The following is a 21,997-nucleotide window of genomic DNA, read 5'->3' on the forward strand; positions in this document are numbered from 1 at the left end:
TTTTCATTTAATTTTTCATCCAGGTCAAGAGCCTGACAATTTGAAATGGTTCATTCCAAACGAGAATGAAACTTAAAAGAAAGAATGCAGCCACAGCCAAAAATTTCGACATTCCTCTTTCATTTTTATACATGGCCCCTAAGCTGCATAACAAACCAATTAGCAACGCACCGAATCCTGAAATCATTAGCAGATCGGACGCTTTTGAAAAAGCAAGGGAACAGCAAAATGATAGGATACCAATCACTGCAAATACGATTGACCAATGGCTTAAACGTTTCATAGAAACTCCTTTTTTACTAATTATACCAATTTGGTGTTGGTAATGAAATGAAAAAAATTGAGGTTGTCACTTATGGGAATATATTGTAATATATATAACAATATAAAATTTTAGAAGCATTGATAAGGACATGAATCATTTTTACGGTCTGCAGAGAGGGAAGGACAGCTGCGAACTTCCTGGCTTAGGAAACTGATTTACCGCCTTTGAGCTATATCGGTGAACAAGAGTAACTGATATCGTCTAAGCTGCGTTACAGCTCCAGAGCCATGAGTATTTTTTGCTTATGGGAAATTGGGTGGAATCACGGGTAAACGCACTCGTCCCTTACATAGGGATGGGTGCGTTTTTTATTATTATAATTATTGCCATGATAAGGACATGAATCATTTTTACGGTCTGCAGAGAGGGAAGGGCAGCTGCGAACTTCCTGGCTTAGGAAACTGATTTACCGCCTTTGAGCTATATCGGTGAACAAAAGTAACTGATATCGTCTAAGCTGCGTTACAAGCTCCAGAGCCATGAGTATTTTTTGCTTATGGGAAATTGGGTGGAACCACGGGTAAACGCACTCGTCCCTTGCATAGGGATGTGTGCGTTTTTTTCTATATGAAAATCCGGCGATGATAAGGACATGAATCATTTTTACGGCCTGCAGAGAGGGAAGGGCAGCTGCGAACTTCCTGGCTTAGGAAACTGATTTACCGCCTTTGAGCTATATCGGTGAACAAAAGTAACTGATATCGTCTAAGCTGCGTTACAAGCTCCAGAGCCATGAGTGTATTTTGCTTATGGGAAATTGGGTGGAATCACGGGTAAACGCACTCGTCCCTTACATAGGGATGGGTGCGTTTTTTTTATTATTAAAAAGGAGTGTTTATGTGATGGGTGAAAAAATGATTAAAGTTCAATTCCCGGATGGGCAGCAAAAGGAGTATCCGCAAGGGATAACAGTGGAAAGTGTGGCAGGCTCAATCAGCCCAAGTTTAAGGAAAAAGGCAGTAGCTGGAAAACTGGATAAGCAGTTGGTTGATCTAAGTCATAAGCTTAATAAGGATGGGGAACTGTCGATCTTGACTCTCGATTCGGTTGAAGGATTACAAGTATTACGACATACATCGGCGCATGTTTTGGCACAGGCTGTGAAAAGAATTTACGAAAATGTGGAATTAGGGATGGGACCAGTCGTGGAAGACGGTTTTTACTATGATTTTAAGTTAGACCACTCTTTGAGCTCAGAAGATCTGCAAGCCATTGAAAAAGAGATGGAACAAATCATAACTGAAAATCTGGAAATTAAAAGGATCGAAGTGACTTATGAAGAAGCTGTGAAGTTATTCGAGGGCAGAGGGGAGTCATTCAAGTTGGATATAGCAAAGAACATCCCCAATGGTGAAAAATTAACGCTCTATCAACAGGGGGAATTCATTGATCTTTGCAGAGGGCCGCACCTTCCATCCACATCATTTGTAAAATCATTCAAATTGACTCGTGTATCTGGTGCCTATTGGAGGGGAGACAATCAAAATGAAGTTCTCCAAAGGGTGTATGGCGTGGCTTTTCGAAAGAACAAGGATTTACAGGATCATTTTAAATTCCTGGAAGAAGCGGCCAAACGCAACCACCGTAAATTAGGGAAGCAGTTGGAATTATTCATGTTTTCAGAGGAAGCCCCTGGAATGCCATTTTATTTACCGAAAGGACAAATCGTTAGAAATGAATTGGAGAAGTTCTCGCGGGAGCTTCAGACTGAAGCTGATTATGACGAAGTTCGAACTCCCTTCATGATGAACCAGCGGTTATGGGAACAATCGGGCCACTGGGATCATTATCACGAGAATATGTACTTCACTGAGGTGGATCAAACAAAATTCGCGATGAAGCCAATGAACTGTCCGGGTCATATGCTTATTTTCAAAAACAGTCTTTATTCTTACAGGGATTTACCCATCCGGATGGCCGAATTTGGTCAAGTCCACCGTCATGAATATAGCGGTGCATTGAACGGGATGCTGCGTGTCCGTACATTTTGTCAGGATGATGCCCACATCTATGTACGGCAGGATCAAATCGAAAGTGAAATTAAACAAGTGTTTCATCTGATCGATAAGGTGTATCGCACTTTCGGATTCGAGTATTCCGTGGAGCTCTCGACTCGTCCTGAGGATTCAATGGGCGATGATTCCCTTTGGGAAGCTTCTGAAATAGCATTGGAAAATGTTCTGGAAAGCATCGGGATACAATATCAAGTAAATGAAGGAGACGGGGCATTTTATGGACCGAAAATTGATTTTCATATTAAAGATGCATTAAAACGAAGCCACCAATGTGCAACAATCCAACTTGATTTTCAAATGCCCGACAAATTTGATCTGACTTACATCGATGAAAATAATGAAAAAGTCCGTCCGGTTGTCATTCATCGTGCCATCTTTGGATCGATCGATCGATTTTTTGGAATCCTCATAGAACATTTTGCCGGTGCTTTTCCGGTATGGCTCGCCCCGGTGCAAGTACAGATCATCCCAGTCTCACAAGTTCATCTGGATTATTGTTTACAGGTTCAAAATGCACTGAAGAATCAAGGCATAAGAGTGAAAATCGATGATCGGAATGAAAAGCTGGGGTATAAAGTCAGGGAAGCGCAGATGGGGAAAATCCCATATATGCTGGTCATTGGAGATAAAGAAGAGAAAGAAAATGAAGTAAATGTCCGGAAATATGGGGAACAAGAAGTTGAAAATGTCACAATAGAAACGTTCATCAAGAAAATGGTCCAGCAAATAAAAGAACGCAGCATCTAACAAGAAAGCAGCTTAAATTGGAACTCACGAGTAAAAGGCCGGAACTCACGAGTAAAAGTGCGAAACTCACGAGTAAAAGGCTAGAATTCACGAGTAAAGCGAGAAACTCACGAGTAAAAGGCTAGAATTCACGAGTAAAAGTTGCGAAACTCACGAGTAAAGTGCAATTCACGAGTAAAAGCGAGGAACTCATGAGTAAAAGCGAGGAATTCACGAGTAAAAGCGAGGAACTCACGAGTAAAGCGCAATTCACGAGTAAAAGTCCGAAACTCACGAGTAATTGGAATAAAAAAGACAGCCGAATAAATCGGCTGTTTCTTTTTATCTGCAAATCCATACCCAGCCAACACCAGGAATGAACTGCTGAAAACAGTTCCCCCCCGGGCCACCATGACCGCCGCCATGACCGCCACCTTGTCCGCCGCCACCGACAGGGCAGGTTAAGTCTAGGTATTGTAATCCAACTATATCTGTATGATGTATCTCATTTGGTATGCCGCCTTCGAGTATCTGTACCATTCCAGTAGTATTATTTATCCCCATTAAAATAAAGGTGTGCTGGGTGTTACCCCAAAATCCTCTGAAGCAATGACCTTGCCGGCCTGCGTTTAAATGGCTCTGAATAGTGGCTACTGGAACCAGTGTTTGTACTGGCAGTCTGTCATCATAATAAGGCAAATTAGCATAAGAATCATCGTAATAATATGGAGCGGTATAATATGGAACATTATAAGAGTAGTAGCCGTGATTATATATTCAAGAAATCCTCCCTTTGTGTTTACCCTTTCAGGCTATGAACAATGAGGGATAAGTGTCCGACATGGACAAAGAAGGATAATAAAATAGGCGGCTTATTTTATATAAAAATTTATTCGAATTCACGAGTAAATGCTCGACTTCTTATGTAAATAAAACCTTGGCTGCCTGGATGGCAAAGTATAGGCCGATCCCTATAAGGGATATCCCCGAAATGATCGAGATGCCCATTAGAATGGGTTTGGATAAAAAGCGTCTGAAGGTGCTGGCGATGATGGCCATTATGAAATCCCAGGTTAAGAGGCCGATAAGGATTCCTGAGCTGTACAAAAGTAAATCATCCATATCATATTTGGAAGCGGAGTTTGCGAGAATGGATCCGTAAATCCCCAGCCAAAACAATATGGATAAGGGATTCGAAAGGGACATGATGAATCCTGTCAGGAATGAAGAAAAAAGGGAATCTTTCGCTTTTCGTGCATTCACTTCAATCTTGCCTGCACTTAGCAGACTTTCGATTCCGGTATAGGTCAGGACGAAAAATCCAAAAAGCCATAAAAATGTCTTCATGAAGGAGTTGTCCAAAAAGTGGACTACACCGAAAAAGACGAGGGCTATAAAAACAAAATCCGCTAAAATGGCACCCCAGCCAAATACCCAGGCATGCCAAAAACCCTTCTTGATTCCTTTGTCCAATTGAGCAGCGTTTATGGGACCGATAGGAGCCGCCAGTGATAAACCTAATAATACAAAGCTGAAAAAAACACCCAATTCATCACCTCATCGTTTATACATCTTCGCTTATTTGAATGTATTCAAACATTTGAACTTGTACCACCTTTTTAGTCCTATTTTTTGAGTTTAGTCCGCCTTGTCTGACCTGGTATTTTTGTAACAACACAGAAAACTCCTTCATAATGTAATTTAGTCAAATGGAAAGACGCCTATTTTAGTGCATGCGCTATTCAAAGCGGAATTGGAGGAGAATTATGCCTGAATTATCAATGCCGAATAAATACAAAACAATTCTTGATATCATGCATACTGATATTGCAATAAATGAAATGAAGGATCATTTTGAAGAAGGACTTTCAAATGCGTTAAACCTTATTAAAGTATCAGCCCCTTTCGTTTTACATGAAGGTAATGGTATCAATGACAATTTAAATGGTGTGGAGCGGATTCTTACCTTTGATGCTCTGGATATTAAAGATAAACAAATAGAAGTGGTTCAATCTTTGGCAAAGTGGAAAAGAATCACTCTTTCTAGGTATGGTTTGGCTTGTGATGAAGGCATTTACACTAATATGAATGCAATAAGACGTGATGAAAAACTGGATCATTTACACTCGTTATTTGTGGATCAATGGGACTGGGAGAAAGTCATAACGAAAGAACAACGTAACGTGGATACATTAATATCCGAAGTGAAAAAAATATATAGTGCCATTAAATCGACCGAACGTTATATGTTTGAATTCCATCATCTGCTTAAGCCTGTGTTACCAGAGGACATTCACTTCATTACGACCCAGGAGTTGGAGGATTTATACCCGGATCTTACTCCGAAGGAAAGAGAGAACGTGGCAGCGAAGAAATATGGTGCAATTTTCATTATGAAAATTGGCGGAGCTTTACAATCGGGGGAAAAGCATGATGGACGTTCACCGGATTATGATGATTGGGATCTAAATGGAGATATCGTTTTATGGAACCCACTTTTGGAATGTGCTTTTGAGGTTTCTTCAATGGGCATTCGAGTAGATGAAAAGTCATTGTTAAAACAATTAAGATTATCCAAAAATGAAAATCGTAAGGCACTCGATTATCATAAGGCCGTATTGGAAGGAAAGCTTCCGTATTCAATAGGCGGGGGAATAGGTCAATCCAGATTATGCATGTTTTTGTTGAAGAAAGCACATATTGGCGAGGTTCAGGTTTCGGTATGGAATGACCAAATAATAGAGGAATGTGAAAAAAGGAATATTATTCTTTTATAAAGACGAGGCGGGAAACCCATTTTTAAACAGAATGGTTAGACTGTAAATGGAGTTCTATCCAAATTTATTAACATAGTTGATTGGAGCGAGTGCCCTACGTTCCAATCAACGTGCAAATTTGTACAAGCAAAAAGATAGACCATTCTTAAACAGAATGGTTTTTTGTTTTAAAGGGAATAGGGGTAATTTTGGGAGAAGCGCAACTGAATAAATCTTTCTGCACTATAACATAATAATTTAAGACATCTAATATATGATGCAAAACAAATTGGTTTCACAAATGGTCACCTTTTATGCAATAAGTTGCTTTTATAATGGATGAGGAGTGTAAGTATGGAAGGTCATGAGAAGCAAAATAAAGATGTAAGCGTGTGGTGCCTGATCAGTATGGCATCGATTCCATTGGTTATGACACTTGGAAATTCAATGCTTATCCCGGTTTTGCCCATTTTCGAGGAAAAGGTGGGGATATCTTCATTTCAATCAAGTATGGTGATAACAAGCTATTCCGTTGCATCCATCTTTTTAATTCCCATTGCAGGCTATTTATCAGATCGATTCGGACGGAAAATGGTCATTCTGCCAAGCTTGATCCTAGCCCTTATCGGTGGTTTGATCGCTGGTTATGCGTCATGGAAAATAGACAATCCCTATACATGGATCATCATTGGGAGGGTATTGCAAGGGATTGGGGCGTCTGGTGCCTCACCCATCATTTTGCCTTTAGTGGGGGATTTATACAAAGATGATGATGAAAAAACAAGTTCTTGTTTGGGAATCATAGAAACCTCGAATACGTTTGGGAAAGTGCTTAGTCCAATATTGGGTTCACTGTTTGCAGCATTTATCTGGTTTTTACCATTCTTCTCGATTTCATTCTTCAGTTTAATATCTATTGTTTTGGTCTTTTTCTTTATAAAGGTACCAAAGGAGAAGGATGAGCCGAAGAAATTCAAGGATTTCTGGCATGATACGAAAAAAATATTCAAGAAGGAAGGAAAATGGTTATACACGGTTTTCCTCATTGGTGTCTTTGTCATGTTGGTTTTGTTCGGTGTTCTTTTCTTTTTGTCTGATAATTTGGAAAAAATCCATGATTTGCATGGTATCAAAAAAGGTTTAGTGATAGCGATCCCGCTATTTTTTCTTTGCGTATCTTCTTATGTTGCAGGGAAAAAAATCAAGGGGGAATTACCAATCATGAAAAAGATCATCATGATCAGTTTAGCTGTCCTTTCAATCAGCCTTGTATTTGTCGGTTTTACTAAAAACAGGGTCGTCCTTTTATTGATAATAACAAGCTTGGTGGGCATAGCAATTGGTGCTTTATTGCCGACACTCGACGCAATCATCACTCAAAATATAGAAAAGGAACAGCGGGGGACGATAACCTCCTTCTACATGTCATCAAGGTTCATCGGCGTTGCGGCAGGCCCTCCGGTCATGTCCCTTGTCATGAAAAATCATATCAATTTGACCTATATCATTTCTGGGATCATCGGTATAGGCATCGTATTGATCGTTATGAAATTCATCAGTTCAGACAAAAAAGAAGCTGCTGCCTAATCGGCTTCAATACATCTCCAAAAAGCCGGGCTTTCCCACGGCTTTTTTTGTGAATCGGGAAATTTTTTTGGCATGTGGTTATAGGCAGAGGGTTGTCACATAAAATGTACAAGTCATGAACTAGCTCGAAGGAGTGATGCTTTTTGAGTGTACATTTACTGCTAAGTTACTTTTTCTTAGGACTTACCCTTGCAGCACCGATCGGCCCGGTGAACTCCGCTCGTATCGATAAAGGAATCAAGAACGGGTTTTGGCACGCCTGGATCGTTGGGGCAGGGTCGATGATCGCAGATGCCTTGTTCATGATTTTAGTATATGTAGGAATGGTGCGGTTTTTAGAAATCCCGATCGTCCAGATATTTCTTTGGCTTTTTGGCGGATTTGTGCTTATCTATTCCGGGATCGAAAGTATATTACGGGTCAATACGATATTATTAAATGAATACAGGAATAGAGATTCTTTAATTTCCTGTTTTTTGACTGGGTTCATCATGTCCGTGACCAGTCCATTGTCCATTTTATTTTGGTTGGGGATATATGGATCTGTTTTAGCTAAAACGGCTTCAAGTTATGGGACATCCCAACTTTTCATTTATAGCGGGATGATCTTTCTTGGTCTTACTTGCTGGGACTTTTTTGTTGCGGCATTAACGAATGGATTTCGCAGGTTTTTAAATGAAAAAAGCTTAATGGCCATTTCGATCATCTCTGGTTTATCATTGGTCGGCTTTGGGGTTTATTTTGCTTATCAAGGCATTTCTGCCATCCTATCTTAAAGGAGAATGCTTCAGGTTATTACATAGGGTATTTGAAAACTTCTTCCTTGCATAATTCATTGTGGCATTATCAACACTATGAATGATGGAAGGGGGTAATGTTATGACAACAAAAGCCAATTGCAGTTCAGCGAAAGGAAAGGCTATCCAAGATTCCAATGCTTCGGGTGAACAACAGGGCGACATGAAATGGTGGCAGCTATCATTGGTCGGCGTAGGCTGTACGATCGGGACAGGGTATTTCCTCGGATCGACCATAGGGATTAAAACGACTGGGCCATCCATTGTATTTTCATTTGTATTGGCTGCACTGGGTACCTATATCGTTTATAATCTGCTTGCCAAGATGACGGCTGCCGATCCTCAAGAAGGTTCTTTTTGTTATTATGCCAATAAAGCATTTGGACGATGGGCGGGCTTTAGCTGTGGCTGGAATTATTGGTCCTCCAATATATTGATCATGGGAAGCCAGCTTACTGCACTTTCGCTATTATCTCAATTTTGGTTCCCGAAAGTGCCGCTTTGGCTATTTGCATCCGGTTTTGCCATTGTTTCAATTGTGGTGGTATTGCTGGGAACAAAAGGGTTCGACAGGGTGGAAAACATCCTTGCTGTTATTAAGACAGCAGCAATCGTAATGTTTATCATCATTGCAATATGTGCCGTTTGCGGCTGGTTCGGTCTTGCTGGAGCAAAACCGCCATCATTTCCGAATACGTTCAATGAATTATTCCCAAAAGGGTTAAAGGGGTTTTGGACATCCCTTATCTATGCCTTTTATGCGTTTGGCGGCATTGAGGTCATTGGATTGATGGCGATGCAGCTTAAAAAGAAAGAAGATGCACCAAAGGCAGGGACGATCATGCTCTTGGTCCTTACCATTATATATGTGGTTTCATTGGGATTAGCCGTAACCATGATTTCGTTAGGGGCATTCAGTGAAAAAGAAAGCCCATTCGTTTCGGCATTGGACAGTTATCACCTGACATTTTTCCCGCACGTTTTTAATGGTGCGATCATCATTGCCGGTTTCTCGACGATGACCGCTTCACTATTCGGTGTAACCAATTTATTGGTAACGCTATCCAATGATGGGAATGCACCCGCATTATTCATGCAAAAGATCAAGAAATTCAAAGATCTTCCGCTGCCGTCACTGGGGCTTGGAGCCTTAGGTCTTTTAGGATCAATCATCACTGCCTTGCTCCTGCCAGGAAAGATTTATGAATACATTACAACATCAGCTGGTATATTGCTTTTGTATAATTGGGCATTCATCATTCTTTCTTCATTCAAAATCTTGGAAAATAAGATGTGGAGTAAGATTACGGCGGTTTTCGGACTGCTTTTAATTTTAGCGGCCGTAAGTGGAACACTGCTTGAAAAAGAGATACGTCCAGGGTTTTTCATCAGCCTTTTATTCATGGTGATCATCGGTCTTGCAGCCGTTTTCATGAAGTTCAAGGTATGGAATAAGAACAAGGCAATGGCCGCAAAAGCGAGTAAATCAGGACTTGATTAAAAAAGGAACTCGACTATTCAAAGTCGAGTTCCTTTCGATTTGGCGCTAAATTTCAATGATTATTGGAAGGATCATTGGTTTTTTCTTAGTTTGATTAAAGAGATATTGCCCCAGTTCCTTCTTAATGGTTTGTTTAATGATGTTCCACCGGTATATCTTTTCACTTTGTAAGTCGTTGACCGTTTTCGTGACAAGACGATTTACATTTTTAAGGAGGTCCTCGGAATTTTGGACATATACAAATCCACGGGAAATGGTATCGGGTCCTGATACTATTTTTCTTTCCGTCTTGCTTAGTGTTATGACGATGACGAGCATTCCATCTTCGGAAAGCTGCTTACGGTCCCGCAGAACGATTTCTCCAACATCCCCGACGCCAACACCGTCGACAAAGGTATTGCCGGCAGCCACCTTTCTTGTTTGACGGGCAACGGAGTTTTCAATATCCACTACATCACCATTATTGATGATGAAAGTGTGGTCCTTCTCCACCCCGACAGACTCAGCTAACAATCGATGCTGGTGCAGCATCCGATACTCACCGTGAATCGGGATGAAATACTTAGGTTTCATCAGGGTAAGCATGAGCTTTAACTCTTCCTGATATGCATGTCCGGATACATGCATGCCCGTTACAGTCCCGGAACCGTAAATGACTTTGGCGCCCAGTTGAAACAGGTTGTCGATGATGCGTGAAACATCCCGTTCATTTCCGGGTATTGGTGTGGAGGCAAGAATCACTGTGTCATCAGGCAAAATGCTCATATCCCGATAATTCGAGCTGGAAAGGCGGGAAAGGGCGGCAAACGGCTCTCCTTGACTTCCTGTACATAAAACCGCGACCCTTTCCGGAGCATAACTATCGACTTCTTGTGGTTGGATAAGCATCCCATCAGGAACCTCGAGATAGCCGCGTTCAATGGCAACGGTTACGACGTTCACCATGCTTCGTCCAATCAGGGCCAGTTTCCGGTTTGTCTTCTGTGCAGCGTTCACAACTTGTTGAACACGATTGACATTTGAAGCGAATGTCGAAAGGATGACTTTCTGTTTTGCCTGCATGAAGGCCTCTTCAATATGGCTGCCAACCAGATGCTCCGAGGGACTGGAGCCGGGACGCTCTGCGTTCGTGCTTTCCGATAGTAGAACGAGGACACCTTCACTCCCGATTTTGGCCATTTTATGAATATCGGGATACTGATCATTCATCGGAGTCAAGTCAAACTTGAAGTCCCCTGTATGAACGACCGTGCCTTCCGGCGTATGCATGGTGACTCCGAGGCAATCGGGAATACTATGATTCGTTTTGAAAAAGTCCAGAACCATTTCCCCGAATTCCAGCTTTGAATCCGAATCGATCTGGATTAATTCCGTATCACCCAAAAGGTTATGTTCTTTTAACTTCAATTCAATCAAACCAAGTGTTAAACGTGTGGCATAAATGGGCACATTCAATTTTTTCAAGAAATAAGGGATACCGCCGATATGATCTTCATGCCCATGAGTCACAATCAAAGCGCGGATCTTCTCCTTATTCTCCTGAAGAAAGGAAATATCAGGAATGATCAAATCGACTCCTAATAAACTTTCATCAGGAAACTTTGCACCACAATCAATAATGACGATATCGTTAGAATATTGAATCACATACATGTTTTTACCGATTTCATTCACTCCGCCCAGAGCCAATATGGACAAAGCATTCTCTTTCACACTCAAGTAGATAGACCTCCTTTATTATGATAAGGATAGTGTTTCCTTAGGTCGCTTTTATAAAACCAACTCTTTTTTAAATCAGGCTAATTCAAGAAGCCATAAAAAAAACACCTGCCGCTTACGGTAGGTGCATATCTTCAATCTTCATCGGCTCAAGCAAGAATGGATGCTTTCTTCAAAAGTCTCCAATGCTTGGATCTGTGAAGCATATCCAGTTTTCAGAGTGGCCAGCAGACTTTCTATCAGAAATTCTCGCGGTTTGTCTGACTGCATCAGCTCATCTTGGATGAAGTCGACCAATTCAATGGCTCTTCTTCGATCTTCATCGCAAGGAATAGCCTTGTTTATCGCTTTTTTCAATTCCGTGGTGGAATGAAGCAAATCATTATGGCAAGCATCAAGCTGGTTTGTGAATTTTGGAAACCACGTATCCATTAATTCCGGGTCAATGATCTGTTCCCCGCTTTCAGCCACTTCATTGACTAAGTGGACAATGCGATTCATGCAATAGCGGATAATTTGTATGTCCGGTGTACCGGCGGGATTAGCACGGTAACTAAAATGATTCATGTGGGTCATCATCGAATGAAAGATAATGACGCTATCTAAAAGATAGGGTTTTTTACTCTCACCGAAGATATCGATAAAACGGTTATACATCCAGCGTAAGCTCAACAATAGCGTCTTATTGATGAATTGCTTTAATTCTTCATCATTGGAAACACGGACTTCTTCGATCAGGATAAGCAATTTGCTTTGCTTATTCACCATCAATTGCAGTTCGAGCTGCCGGATGAAAATTTCAATATCGGCGGAATCTTGACCAATCAACAGTTTTTCCCGTTCATGGCGAATCTTTGTATAAAAGGAGCGGAAAATAGCTATAAATAATTCACCCTTCGAAGGGAAATAATTATAAAATGTACCTTTTGATATACCGCTGCCGTCTAAAATGTCCTGAATGGACGTCGCTTGGTAGCCTTTGTCAATAAACAGCTTATGAGCCGTATCGATGACATTCTGTCTTCGATTGTTCATTATATCACCTGATTTTCATTATACTGCTTGTATAAAATTAATCGTACTCTATTTTTCATCACAGCACAAACCCTTATTTAAACCAGTAAATTTTTATTGCAAAAAATGAACTAGGGGTATATTATTGATTTTGTGAGTTTTTAATATACCGCTCGTCTAATTAAATGAACCAATAGTTTGAATGGAGGAATAGATAAAAAGTGAGTACTGCACAAATAAATGAGAAAAAAGGTTCGTATGGCATTTTGGCCATACTGATGGTCGGTGCGTTCATAGCGATACTGAATTCAACCCTTTTAAATATTGCACTGCCATCAATCCAAATAGACTTGGGAATCGAGACTTCCACAGTCCAATGGCTGACAACGGGCTACATGCTCGTGAACGGAATCATGATTCCGACAACTGCCTTCTTAATAAAAAAATATTCGGTGCGTAATCTGTTCCTGACAGCCATGCTCCTATTCTCAATCGGGACGATCGTGGCAGGTGTCGCGCATGTATTCCCGCTATTATTGAGTGCACGTATGGTTCAGGCTGCAGGTTCGGCAATCATGATGCCATTATTAATGAACGTACTTTTAACTTCTTTCCCTGTTGAAAAACGGGGCTCGGCAATGGGACTATTCGGTTTGGTCATGATGTTTGCCCCTGCAATCGGGCCGACGCTTTCAGGCTGGATCATCGAACATTATGATTGGAGAATGCTATTCCATTTCATTACTCCGCTAGCTTTACTAGTGCTTATTTTCGGCTTCTTCAAACTTAAAGACCACAAGGAAAAAGTCGATATCTCAATTGATAAAATATCGGTCATCCTTTCAAGCTTAGGCTTCGGCGGTTTGCTTTACGGATTCAGTTCGGCAGGCAGCAAGGGGTGGGATAGCCTTGAGGTATACGGAACACTGATTGTCGGTGCCATCTCCCTGATTCTTTTCATAACACGCCAGCTTAAAATGGAAACACCAATGCTTGAGTTCAATATCTTCAAGCACCCGATGTTCGCTTTATCCGCAACGATCTCAATCGTACTGAACATGGCGATGTTCTCGGGGATGATCTTAATTCCGATGTACACACAAACAGTACGTGGCATTTCACCATTCGATTCTGGATTATTGATGCTTCCAGGTGCGTTATTAATGGCCCTCATGTCACCGGTCACCGGTAAGCTTTTCGATAAGTTCGGTGCCCGCATCCTTGCTTCAATCGGTTTGCTTATCACCGTGGTAACCACGTATCTGCTAAGTAAATTATCAATGGAAACCACGTATACAGAAATTGTAATCCTGTTTTCCGTTCGTTCCTTCGGGATGTCAATGTCCATGATGCCGATCATGACAAATGGTTTGAACTCGCTGCCAGCCCGCATGAACCCGCACGGTACAGCCATGAATAACACACTGAACCAAATTTCCGGTGCGATCGGTACGGCATTGCTCGTTACGGTCATGTCTAACCGTGCAGCTTCTACTGCCGAAGATTTAATGACGAAAGCGATGAGCAAATTAACGAGCCAGCCCACCGCTGAGATGATGGGCCAAATGAAAGCCCAAATCGGGATGCAGGCAATGCTGGATGGAATTAACTTCTCCTTCTTTGTATCTACCTTCATTGCTGGTGTGGCGCTGATTCTGGCATTATTCATTAAGCGTGCTTGGCCGGCTGAAGAAAAACCAGCTGTGAAAAAAGATCAAACCGCTTAAATGAAACAATAAAAGGCCCTATGCCACCTGAATCGTTCAGGCAGCATAGGGCTTTTTCTATTCTGCCTTTCAAGTTAAGGCCTAACGGAATGTAATTCAGGCTGCTGCGGAATGAAGCCAAAGGATGAATAAATGGATGAAGGCAGGAATAAGAGGTGTGAAGGCAGAAATGAACAGATGCAGGATGAAAAAATGGGTGAAGGCATAAAACGTATAATTTACTTATAGTCAACATAGTATTTTAGAGGTTTTTTTAAAATAGATCGGGGTTCAAAATGACGAATCCGATCATGGGAGTGAACGGAGATGGAAATTAGGGTTAATCAAATTGAGTTGAATGGACTCACGTTTCAATATCGGGAGTGCGGGGATGTTTCTGCACCACCGCTTGTTGTTCTTCATGCACTGGGAAAAAGTTCGGAATCATGGGATGAAGCGGCTGCCGCATTAGGAGAAAGTTATCGTGTTTTAGCTTTAGATCAACGGGGCCACGGTGGGAGTGCGAGAACGAATACATATACTTTTGAATCGATGCGTGATGATTTGCTTCTTTTTGCAGATGCGCTTGATTTGGGAAGGTTTTCGCTAATGGGGCATTCCATGGGGGGGACGGTTTCCTATCTTTTCTCGCAAACTTTTCCTTCGAGGATAGAAAGGTTGATTGTCGAAGATACGCCGCCTCCTTTCTCGGATAAACCAATGGAGGTTCCTTCCAGGCCTTCTATCCCACTGCCGTTTGATTGGCGGGTAGTGCCTTCGATTCTGCAGCAGCTTAATGAACCCGATCCAGAATGGTGGGCACGCCTCACCGATATTATGATGCCGACGCTTGTTATAGGGGGCGGGGCCAGCCATATTCCCCAAAACAAATTGCAGGAGGTTTCCGAGCTTATCCCGAATTGCGAATTGGTGACGATAGAGGCTGCCGGACACTTTGTCCATGAAGATGATTTACCAGCTTTCTTGTCTGTCGTAAAAAGGTTTCTTTCCAAAGGGCAGGCGCTTTAATACGATAAGAGGGTTGCCTGCGCAGCCCTCTTATTTCTGCTTTAAAGGGTTTATTTTAAAGACGGCATTCACCGATTTATTATTAAGGATCTCCAGCAGCTGTTCAGCCATATAGTCAGCGCTATATTTAAAGCCAGTGTTGACCCATTCGATGATCATGCCCAATATCGCATATGCTTGGTAACTGGAGGCAAGTTCTTTATTGATCTTAGGATTCGGCCGGTAATCTTCCAGGTCCTCCACTGGAAGTTTCTTCAACTCATTACAAATCCGTTCCAGTAATGTAGGCCATGCATTCGACTTTAGAATGAGGGTATAAATGTTTGCATGGTTGGCAACATGTTCAAATATTTTGATGACCGAAGCCGTTAGTTCATTGATGGTGAAAGTTTCGGCGTTCTTATAAGGTTCCCGGTAAGATATGATCAAATCGGCAATCACCTCCTCCATGACCTCTTCAAGCAGTTCCTCTTTGTACTGATAGTGTTTATAAAATGTACCCCGATTAAGGTCGGCGAGTTCTACAATATCAGTAATCGATATCTCCCTGAAATCCTTACTTTGCATTAAAGAAATGAGGGATTCTTTCAAAGCCATTTTGGATTTCCTGATCCTTCTATCAATCCCAGTATTATTATCAGTCATTTTCTTCATCCTTTGTTCGTTATTGTACTTTTAATAAACATAGTTACTACTTTCTGTTCATTATTCAACATTGAGGACAGCATTTGCTGATTGTATAAGCCTACTGAAACTAATTATACTATAAAGGAAGATAGATAATGAACATCTGTACAATAAGTAACGCTTCACTAGAATGAATGGGGGAGTTCAAATGAAATTACAAGACAAAGTTGCCGTTGTGACAGGAGCAGCATCAGGCATGGGGAAACAAATTGCCATAGATTATGCTCGAGAAGGAGCTAAAGTCGTCGTATCGGATTTAAATCTTGATGGTGCGAACGATACGGTGGAAGAAATAAAAGCGAATGGCGGAGTGGCCTTTGCCATTAAAACGAATGTAGCGGTGGAGGAAGATATTCAACATTTAATCGATACCACGGTCAGTACGTATGGAACGGTGGATATTTTGGTGAATAACGCCGGTATCATGGATGGCATGGAACCTGCTGGGGACATTGAAGATTCTAAATGGGATCGGATTTTTGCCATTAACACGACAAGCGTCATGCGTTCGACTAGAAAGGTGATGCCGATCTTTTTAGAAAAACAAAAAGGGGTCATCATCAATATTGCTTCTGCTGGCGGTTTGTACGGTGCCCGGGCTGGTGCTGCTTACACTGCCTCTAAACATGCAGTCGTTGGTTTCACGAAAAACACGGGCTACATGTATGCCAATAAAGGGATTCGCTGCAATGCTATAGCACCAGGCGGAGTAGAAACCAATATTGGTTCCAGCATGACGAATATCAATGAGTTTGGCTTCTCTCGCCAACAACTGGGTATGGCGATCAATCCACGAAACGGCAAACCTGAGGAAATCGCTAAAGTGGCATTATTCCTTGCTTCAGACGATTCCAGTTTTGTTAATGGTACTGTCATTACGGCAGATGCCGGTTGGAGTGCATATTAAGCCATGAATTAAAAAGAATCCATGCATTCCTGCCAGTAAGCAGGGATGCATGTTTTTTTGAGTGGAGCCTTGGCAGGGTATTTGGAGGGGGATTTTGGTTATCCAGTAATTTCCATGAGGAAGGTTTTGACTTCATCGGGTGATTTCAATCGAAAGTGGATTAGTGGGGGCTGGATAGTTCCGCTACTATCCAGTTTTTCTCAAAAAAAAATTATGCTATCAATGGATTTAAAAGATAAGTTGAACTCTGAAATCTCGGATGCAAAATAGGTTCCCTGAAAAAATCCACTTTCCTTATGAAATAGAAACATTGAGTGATTCATTAGTTTGCTGCGGTACCTCGCAAACAATATATTAATGTTCGTGAGAATATTGAAGGACTTTCTGACGGACGTAATCAAGGTGCTTGTACATTTGGCTGAATGCTTCATGTGGATCATGTGCTGCAAGTGCAGCATAGATGGCTTTATGATACTTCACAGTCAGTTCCCGTTCCCTGAATTGAATCAAGCTATTTATTTTATTATGAGTGATCAATAAGGGATCGATCATGCCTTCAATGATGGGATTGTTCGCACTTAAAGCGATGATCTTATGGAATTCTTTATCGGCCTCTCCATAATCGTTGTCTTCACTATTGGCAATCGTGTCAATCGTAACCTGCAGTTTCTCCAGTTGCTCGTCTGTGATCTTCTCGGCAGCCATTGTTACTAATCCCAACTCCAATGCCATTCTCGCTTCGATGATCGCAGGTAAATTATCCGTAGCCAGCGCAAGCATCACAGAGAATGGATGTGTACCGATTTTATCGTTAAAAAAGGTACCTTCACGCGTTTTCCGTGTAATGACCCCTAGTGTATCAAGGGCACTGAGCGCCTCACGTAAAACAGGCCGGCTTACTTCAAGTTCTTTCATAAGTTCCATTTCAGGAGGCAGTTTGTCGCCCGCTTTCATTTGTCCAGTGACGAGCAGATGCACAATTTGATCCACGACTTGTTGTGAAAGAGTGTTGCGATGTACCGATTGTACGCCTAATTTCTTTGACGATTCTTCCATTGTGTAACCCCTTTTCTGTTAAATCCTATATGTATTCCTACTGTAAGACTAATTATATAATATAATACACTTATTTGCATGTAGACCTATGTCCAAAAAAAGTAAAATGCGCCGCTCTAAAGAGAGAGACGCACGCATTGTTGGAAAAAAATCATCTGACAAGGCAAGGTGATTTTGGATTGAACTTCCATCCGGAAACCAAGTATTGCATAGCCGTCGAATCATCACGGGCACCAAGTCCTTTTTGTTTATAAAGCTGATGTGCCTTCTCGATTTGTTCCATATCCACTTCAATTCCAAGTCCGGGTTTGGAAGGGACATCGACCATTCCGCCGACAATTTTAAAAGGTTCTTTCGTCAAACGCTGCCCATCCTGCCAAATCCAGTGGGTATCGATCGCAGTGATTTTTCCAGGTGCGGCTGCAGCAACGTGTGTAAACATGGCAAGTGAAATGTCAAAATGATTATTCGAGTGTGATCCCCAAGTCAGGCCCCAGTCGTTACACATTTGAGCGACACGGACAGAGCCTTGCATCGTCCAAAAATGCGGATCGGCAAGAGGAATGTCCACGGATTGAAGTTGAATGGAGTGCCCCATTTGCCTCCAGTCCGTTGCAATCATATTCGTAGCGGTTGGAAGGCCCGTTGCGCGCCTGAATTCCGTCATGATTTCCCGGGCGGAAAAACCATTTTCCGCTCCGCATGGATCTTCCGCATAAGCCAAAACATGATGTTGATCGCGGCAAAGTTTAATCGCATCCTCAAGCAGCCAGCCGCCATTTGGGTCAAGGGTGATCCTGGCTTCAGGGAAGCGTTCCGCAAGTGCCGTCACCGCTTCGATTTCTTCTTCCCCGCGCAAAACCCCGCCTTTCAATTTAAAATCATTGAATCCATAGCGAGAGTGGGCGGCTTCTGCCAAGCGGACAATCGATTCGGGTGTCAGCGCTTCCTCATGACGGAGTCGAAGCCAGTCATCTTCCGCTTCCGGTTCACTTAAATAACCAAGATCTGTTTTATTGCGGTCACCTACATAAAATAAGTAGCCCAGCATTTCCACTTTATCACGCTGCTTTCCTTCGCCGAGAAGGGCTGCGACTGGAACACCTAAATGTTGGCCAACTAAATCAAGAAGTGCCGCTTCCAATGCTGTTACGGCATGAATGGCAATACGAAGATCGAACGTCTGAAGACCGCGCCCACCAGCATCCCGATCCGCAAACTGCTTGCGGATGGCATTTAGAATGTTGTTGTATGTCCCGATGGACTGGCCGACAACCAGTTCTTTAGCATCTTCGAGTGTCTGGCGGATTTTTTCGCCTCCAGGAACTTCACCTACACCCGTATTACCCGCATTGTCTTTTAGAATGACGATGTTCCGGGTGAAATAAGGAGCATGGGCACCACTCAAGTTCAAAAGCATGCCGTCATGGCCCGCAACTGGAATGACGCTCATTTCTGAAATTACCGGTGTGCCGATTTTTACATTATCCTTTAGCAATTGATTGTTCATGATTTTTCCCCCATATATCAGAATATTTAGTTGATTATGATTTTAACTTAACACGTTTAATTTCACCAACTAGGAATAAATAACTTAAAATCGCGACAAGAGCATTGGCACATACGAAGACTAGCGCACCATTAAACGACCCTGTCGTGGCAATGATATATCCGATGATAATCGGTGTTGTAATGCCGGCAATGTTTCCGAATGTGTTGAAAAGCCCGCCGCTGACACCTGACATTTCCTTTGGTGAGGTATCGGCCACTACCGCCCAGCCGAGTGCCCCGAATCCTTTACCGAAAAACGCAAGGGCCATAACGAAAATGACAACCCATTCCGTATCTACATAGTTTGCTGCAACCAAGCTCATCGATAGAATCATCCCAACAACAATTGGCACTTTTCGGGCGACAGTCAATGAGAATCCCTTCCGTAACAAGAAATCCGAGAATGTCCCTCCGAGAATGCCGCCAAAAAATCCACAAATGGCCGGTAGGGAAGCGACGAATCCAACTTCAAGAATGGTCATGCCCCTTTCTTGTACTAGGTACACAGGAAACCATGTCAGGAAAAAGTACGTTAACGTCGTAATGCAATATTGTCCGAGATAAACACCTAACAGCATGCGATTTGATAATAGCTGCTTAATATGATTCCAGTTGACGCCTTTCTTTTCCTCCTTATTTGTATTGGTTTGATCCATATTGATCAAGGCGCCGCCCGCTTCGATATATTCAAGCTCAGCTTGGTTGATGCGAGGATGTTCCTTTGGGCCATAAATCGTTTTCAGCCAGATGAAAGCAACGATGATTCCTAAAGCACCCATAAAGAAGAAGACGTATTCCCAACCGAATTTATACGTAATGTAACCCATGATCGGTGCAAAGAGAACGGTTGCAAAATACTGTGCCGAATTGAAAGTGGCAGCCGCGGTTCCGCGTTCATGGCTTGGGAACCAGGTGGCAACGATGCGGCTGTTGGCCGGAAAGGAAGGGGCTTCCGCCAATCCAACTAAGAAGCGCAGTCCGAACAATACCATGACAGCCGTTCCCGCAGAACCGAAAAAACCGAGAAACCCTTGTAAAAGCGTAAAGGTGGACCATAACGTGATACTCCAAAAATAAACTTTTTTCGAGCCAAAACGGTCTAAAAGCCATCCGCCTGGAATTTGTCCAGCTACATAAGACCAAGCGAAAGCGGAGAAAACATAGCCCATCATGACTGAATCGAGACCAAGCTGACCAGACATGTCCGTACCCGCAATGGATAGCGTCGCACGATCCGCATAATTCAGGGCTGTAACCAAAAAGAGCATAAAGACAATGAACCATCGTGTGCGTGTTTTTTTCTGGGCACTTGGCAGTTTAGGAGATGGTTGAAAAACTTTTTCTTCAGCGTTCATATACTCACTTCCTTAATCGTATTTAATTATATTTTCTAATTGATACCGCTTACAATGTTAACTGTTTCCTCCTTCGTGAAAATTCTTAATATTTAGTTTTGTCCAATGGTAAGACAAATAAAATTGTTTGTCAATGGCTTTTTTTCTTAAAAGTTTTTTCATTTTAGCTCCTTCATTATCGTGTTTTTTTGTATATAGTAGAAGCGGAATTATCGAGGGATAAAGCAGTGCTTCATTTTTCAGAAAATAAAAAAAATACGATTGACCAGATGGTGTATTTGTCTTACAATAAAACAATAATACACAAGGGGGAATAAAAAATGAATAAGATCCGCAAGGCACCTAAAGGAATTCTCGGATTTCCCGTGGCACCATTCACAACGAGTAATAAGCTTGATGAACAAGCACTCGCCCAAAATATCCAATTTTTATTAGATGAGGGACTAGAAGCTATTTTCGTGGCATGTGCAGCAGCGGAATACCCATCATTAAGTAAAGAGGAATATGAAGCGATGGTTGAGGTAGCCGTATCCGTCACCGCTGGAAAAGTACCTGTATACACAGGGGTAGGCGGGAATATTCAAACTTCCCTCGAACTTGCCAGAATATCTGCGGATAAAGGGGCAGATGGTTATTTAATATTACCTCCATATCTCGTTACTGGAGAACAGGCAGGTCTGTCGGCTTATTTCAAAGCCATCGCAGAGAGTACAGACTTGAATTCCATCGTATATCAGCGTGATAATGTGGCATTTTCACTTTCAACTTTGGAAGCGCTTGCTGAGGTCCCGCAGGTAGTCGGCGTCAAAGATGGTCTGGGCAATATGGAGTTGAATGGACTCCTTACACAAACCTTCGGAAAACGTTTCGGCTGGCTGAACGGAATGCCGCTTGCGGAAGTTACCATGTCGGCCTACGTTCCACTTGGCTTTGATTCCTATTCATCGGCGATATCCAATTACATCCCGCATATCTCACGAAAGTTCTATAATGGCATCCTGAGCGGAGATCAAGAAACGGTCAATGAAATTTACCAGCAGGTCATCATGCCGATCAACAACATTCGCCGTCAGCGAAAAGGGTATGCCGTTTCTCTCATTAAAGCAGGTATGGAGATTATGGGAATGCCGGTTGGGCAAACAGTCAGATTACCGATTCTTCCGGTGGAAAAAGAACATTATGCAGAAATGCAAACGATATTAGAGAATGCTTTAGATCGTTTTCCAAAAGAAACACCAATTCAATCAATCTAATAAGGGTGGGGAT

Annotated in this window: 18 protein-coding genes and 3 other annotated features; of the genes, 9 read left to right on the plus strand and 9 right to left on the minus strand. The window is 42.2% G+C overall.

The window, feature by feature from the left end; genetic code table 11:
* Nucleotides 1–7: 7 nt before the first annotated feature.
* The gene (locus tag A6755_RS07340) at nt 8–283 is read right to left on the minus strand and encodes a hypothetical protein (RefSeq protein ID WP_063590277.1); all 276 of its coding nucleotides are present in this window, start codon (nt 281–283) and stop codon (nt 8–10) included.
* A 110-nt stretch (nt 284–393) separates the two neighbouring features.
* Nucleotides 394–614 (plus strand) — a binding site (T-box leader).
* 30 nt (nt 615–644) lie between these two features.
* Nucleotides 645–866 (plus strand) — a binding site (T-box leader).
* A 31-nt stretch (nt 867–897) separates the two neighbouring features.
* Nucleotides 898–1,119 (plus strand) — a binding site (T-box leader).
* A 60-nt stretch (nt 1,120–1,179) separates the two neighbouring features.
* Here A6755_RS07340 and thrS point away from each other — a divergent pair.
* Entirely contained in the window at nt 1,180–3,087 is a 1,908-nt protein-coding gene (thrS, locus tag A6755_RS07345; RefSeq protein WP_377307349.1) for a threonine--tRNA ligase, read from the plus strand.
* A gap of 128 nt (nt 3,088–3,215) precedes the next feature.
* On the opposite strand, the gene A6755_RS07350 is transcribed toward thrS, so the two are convergent.
* On the minus strand, nt 3,216–3,491 hold the full coding sequence (locus tag A6755_RS07350; protein ID WP_063590279.1) for a hypothetical protein: 276 nt from the start codon (nt 3,489–3,491) through the stop codon (nt 3,216–3,218).
* A gap of 496 nt (nt 3,492–3,987) precedes the next feature.
* Nucleotides 3,988–4,614, minus strand: coding sequence for a LysE family transporter (locus A6755_RS07355; protein WP_048689402.1), 627 nt, complete (start codon nt 4,612–4,614; stop codon nt 3,988–3,990).
* A gap of 233 nt (nt 4,615–4,847) precedes the next feature.
* On the opposite strand from A6755_RS07355, the gene asnA reads away from it, so the two are divergent.
* From asnA to A6755_RS07375, 4 genes are all read left to right on the plus strand, one after another.
* The gene (gene asnA, locus A6755_RS07360) at nt 4,848–5,843 is read left to right on the plus strand and encodes an aspartate--ammonia ligase (protein ID WP_244889733.1); all 996 of its coding nucleotides are present in this window, start codon (nt 4,848–4,850) and stop codon (nt 5,841–5,843) included.
* 333 nt (nt 5,844–6,176) lie between these two features.
* Nucleotides 6,177–7,409 (plus strand): MFS transporter, encoded by a 1,233-nt coding sequence (locus A6755_RS07365; protein ID WP_063590281.1) that lies wholly within the window; start codon nt 6,177–6,179, stop codon nt 7,407–7,409.
* Nucleotides 7,410–7,552: 143 nt separating this feature from the next.
* Nucleotides 7,553–8,185, plus strand: coding sequence for a LysE family transporter (locus A6755_RS07370; protein WP_063590282.1), 633 nt, complete (start codon nt 7,553–7,555; stop codon nt 8,183–8,185).
* 103 nt (nt 8,186–8,288) lie between these two features.
* Entirely contained in the window at nt 8,289–9,707 is a 1,419-nt protein-coding gene (locus A6755_RS07375) for an amino acid permease (RefSeq protein WP_063590283.1), read from the plus strand.
* 45 nt (nt 9,708–9,752) lie between these two features.
* Here the strand turns inward: A6755_RS07375 and A6755_RS07380 are convergent, their stop codons facing one another.
* The gene (locus A6755_RS07380) at nt 9,753–11,426 is read right to left on the minus strand and encodes a ribonuclease J (protein ID WP_063590284.1); all 1,674 of its coding nucleotides are present in this window, start codon (nt 11,424–11,426) and stop codon (nt 9,753–9,755) included.
* A 141-nt stretch (nt 11,427–11,567) separates the two neighbouring features.
* Entirely contained in the window at nt 11,568–12,461 is an 894-nt protein-coding gene (locus tag A6755_RS07385; RefSeq protein ID WP_063575332.1) for a TetR/AcrR family transcriptional regulator, read from the minus strand.
* A 257-nt stretch (nt 12,462–12,718) separates the two neighbouring features.
* Here A6755_RS07385 and A6755_RS07390 point away from each other — a divergent pair, with 257 nt between their 5' ends.
* A complete protein-coding gene (locus tag A6755_RS07390; protein WP_063592483.1) occupies nt 12,719–14,167 on the plus strand; it encodes a DHA2 family efflux MFS transporter permease subunit in 1,449 nt (482 codons plus the stop codon).
* A gap of 306 nt (nt 14,168–14,473) precedes the next feature.
* Nucleotides 14,474–15,175, plus strand: coding sequence for an alpha/beta fold hydrolase (locus A6755_RS07395; protein WP_063590285.1), 702 nt, complete (start codon nt 14,474–14,476; stop codon nt 15,173–15,175).
* 30 nt (nt 15,176–15,205) lie between these two features.
* Here A6755_RS07395 and A6755_RS07400 read toward each other — a convergent pair whose 3' ends face one another.
* Nucleotides 15,206–15,820: a TetR/AcrR family transcriptional regulator gene (locus tag A6755_RS07400; protein ID WP_034309663.1), complete on the minus strand. Its 615-nt coding sequence runs from the start codon at nt 15,818–15,820 to the stop codon at nt 15,206–15,208.
* Nucleotides 15,821–16,010: 190 nt separating this feature from the next.
* On the opposite strand from A6755_RS07400, the gene A6755_RS07405 reads away from it, so the two are divergent.
* Nucleotides 16,011–16,769: an SDR family oxidoreductase gene (locus tag A6755_RS07405; RefSeq protein WP_034309660.1), complete on the plus strand. Its 759-nt coding sequence runs from the start codon at nt 16,011–16,013 to the stop codon at nt 16,767–16,769.
* 354 nt (nt 16,770–17,123) lie between these two features.
* Here the strand turns inward: A6755_RS07405 and A6755_RS07415 are convergent, their stop codons facing one another.
* The 3 genes from A6755_RS07415 to A6755_RS07425 form a co-directional block, all read right to left on the minus strand.
* A complete protein-coding gene (locus tag A6755_RS07415; protein WP_063590287.1) occupies nt 17,124–17,825 on the minus strand; it encodes a FadR/GntR family transcriptional regulator in 702 nt (233 codons plus the stop codon).
* Between the two features lie 151 nt (nt 17,826–17,976).
* Nucleotides 17,977–19,335, minus strand: coding sequence for a glucarate dehydratase (gudD, locus tag A6755_RS07420; protein ID WP_063590288.1), 1,359 nt, complete (start codon nt 19,333–19,335; stop codon nt 17,977–17,979).
* Between the two features lie 34 nt (nt 19,336–19,369).
* On the minus strand, nt 19,370–20,731 hold the full coding sequence (locus A6755_RS07425; protein ID WP_052137332.1) for an MFS transporter: 1,362 nt from the start codon (nt 20,729–20,731) through the stop codon (nt 19,370–19,372).
* Between the two features lie 320 nt (nt 20,732–21,051).
* Between A6755_RS07425 and kdgD the strand changes: the two genes are divergently transcribed.
* Nucleotides 21,052–21,984, plus strand: a complete 933-nt coding sequence (gene kdgD / locus A6755_RS07430) for a 5-dehydro-4-deoxyglucarate dehydratase (protein WP_034309652.1) — start codon at nt 21,052–21,054, stop codon at nt 21,982–21,984.
* Nucleotides 21,985–21,997 lie beyond the last annotated feature (13 nt).

The organism is Peribacillus frigoritolerans (assembly GCF_001636405.1).
GTDB lineage: Bacteria > Bacillota > Bacilli > Bacillales > DSM-1321 > Peribacillus > Peribacillus frigoritolerans.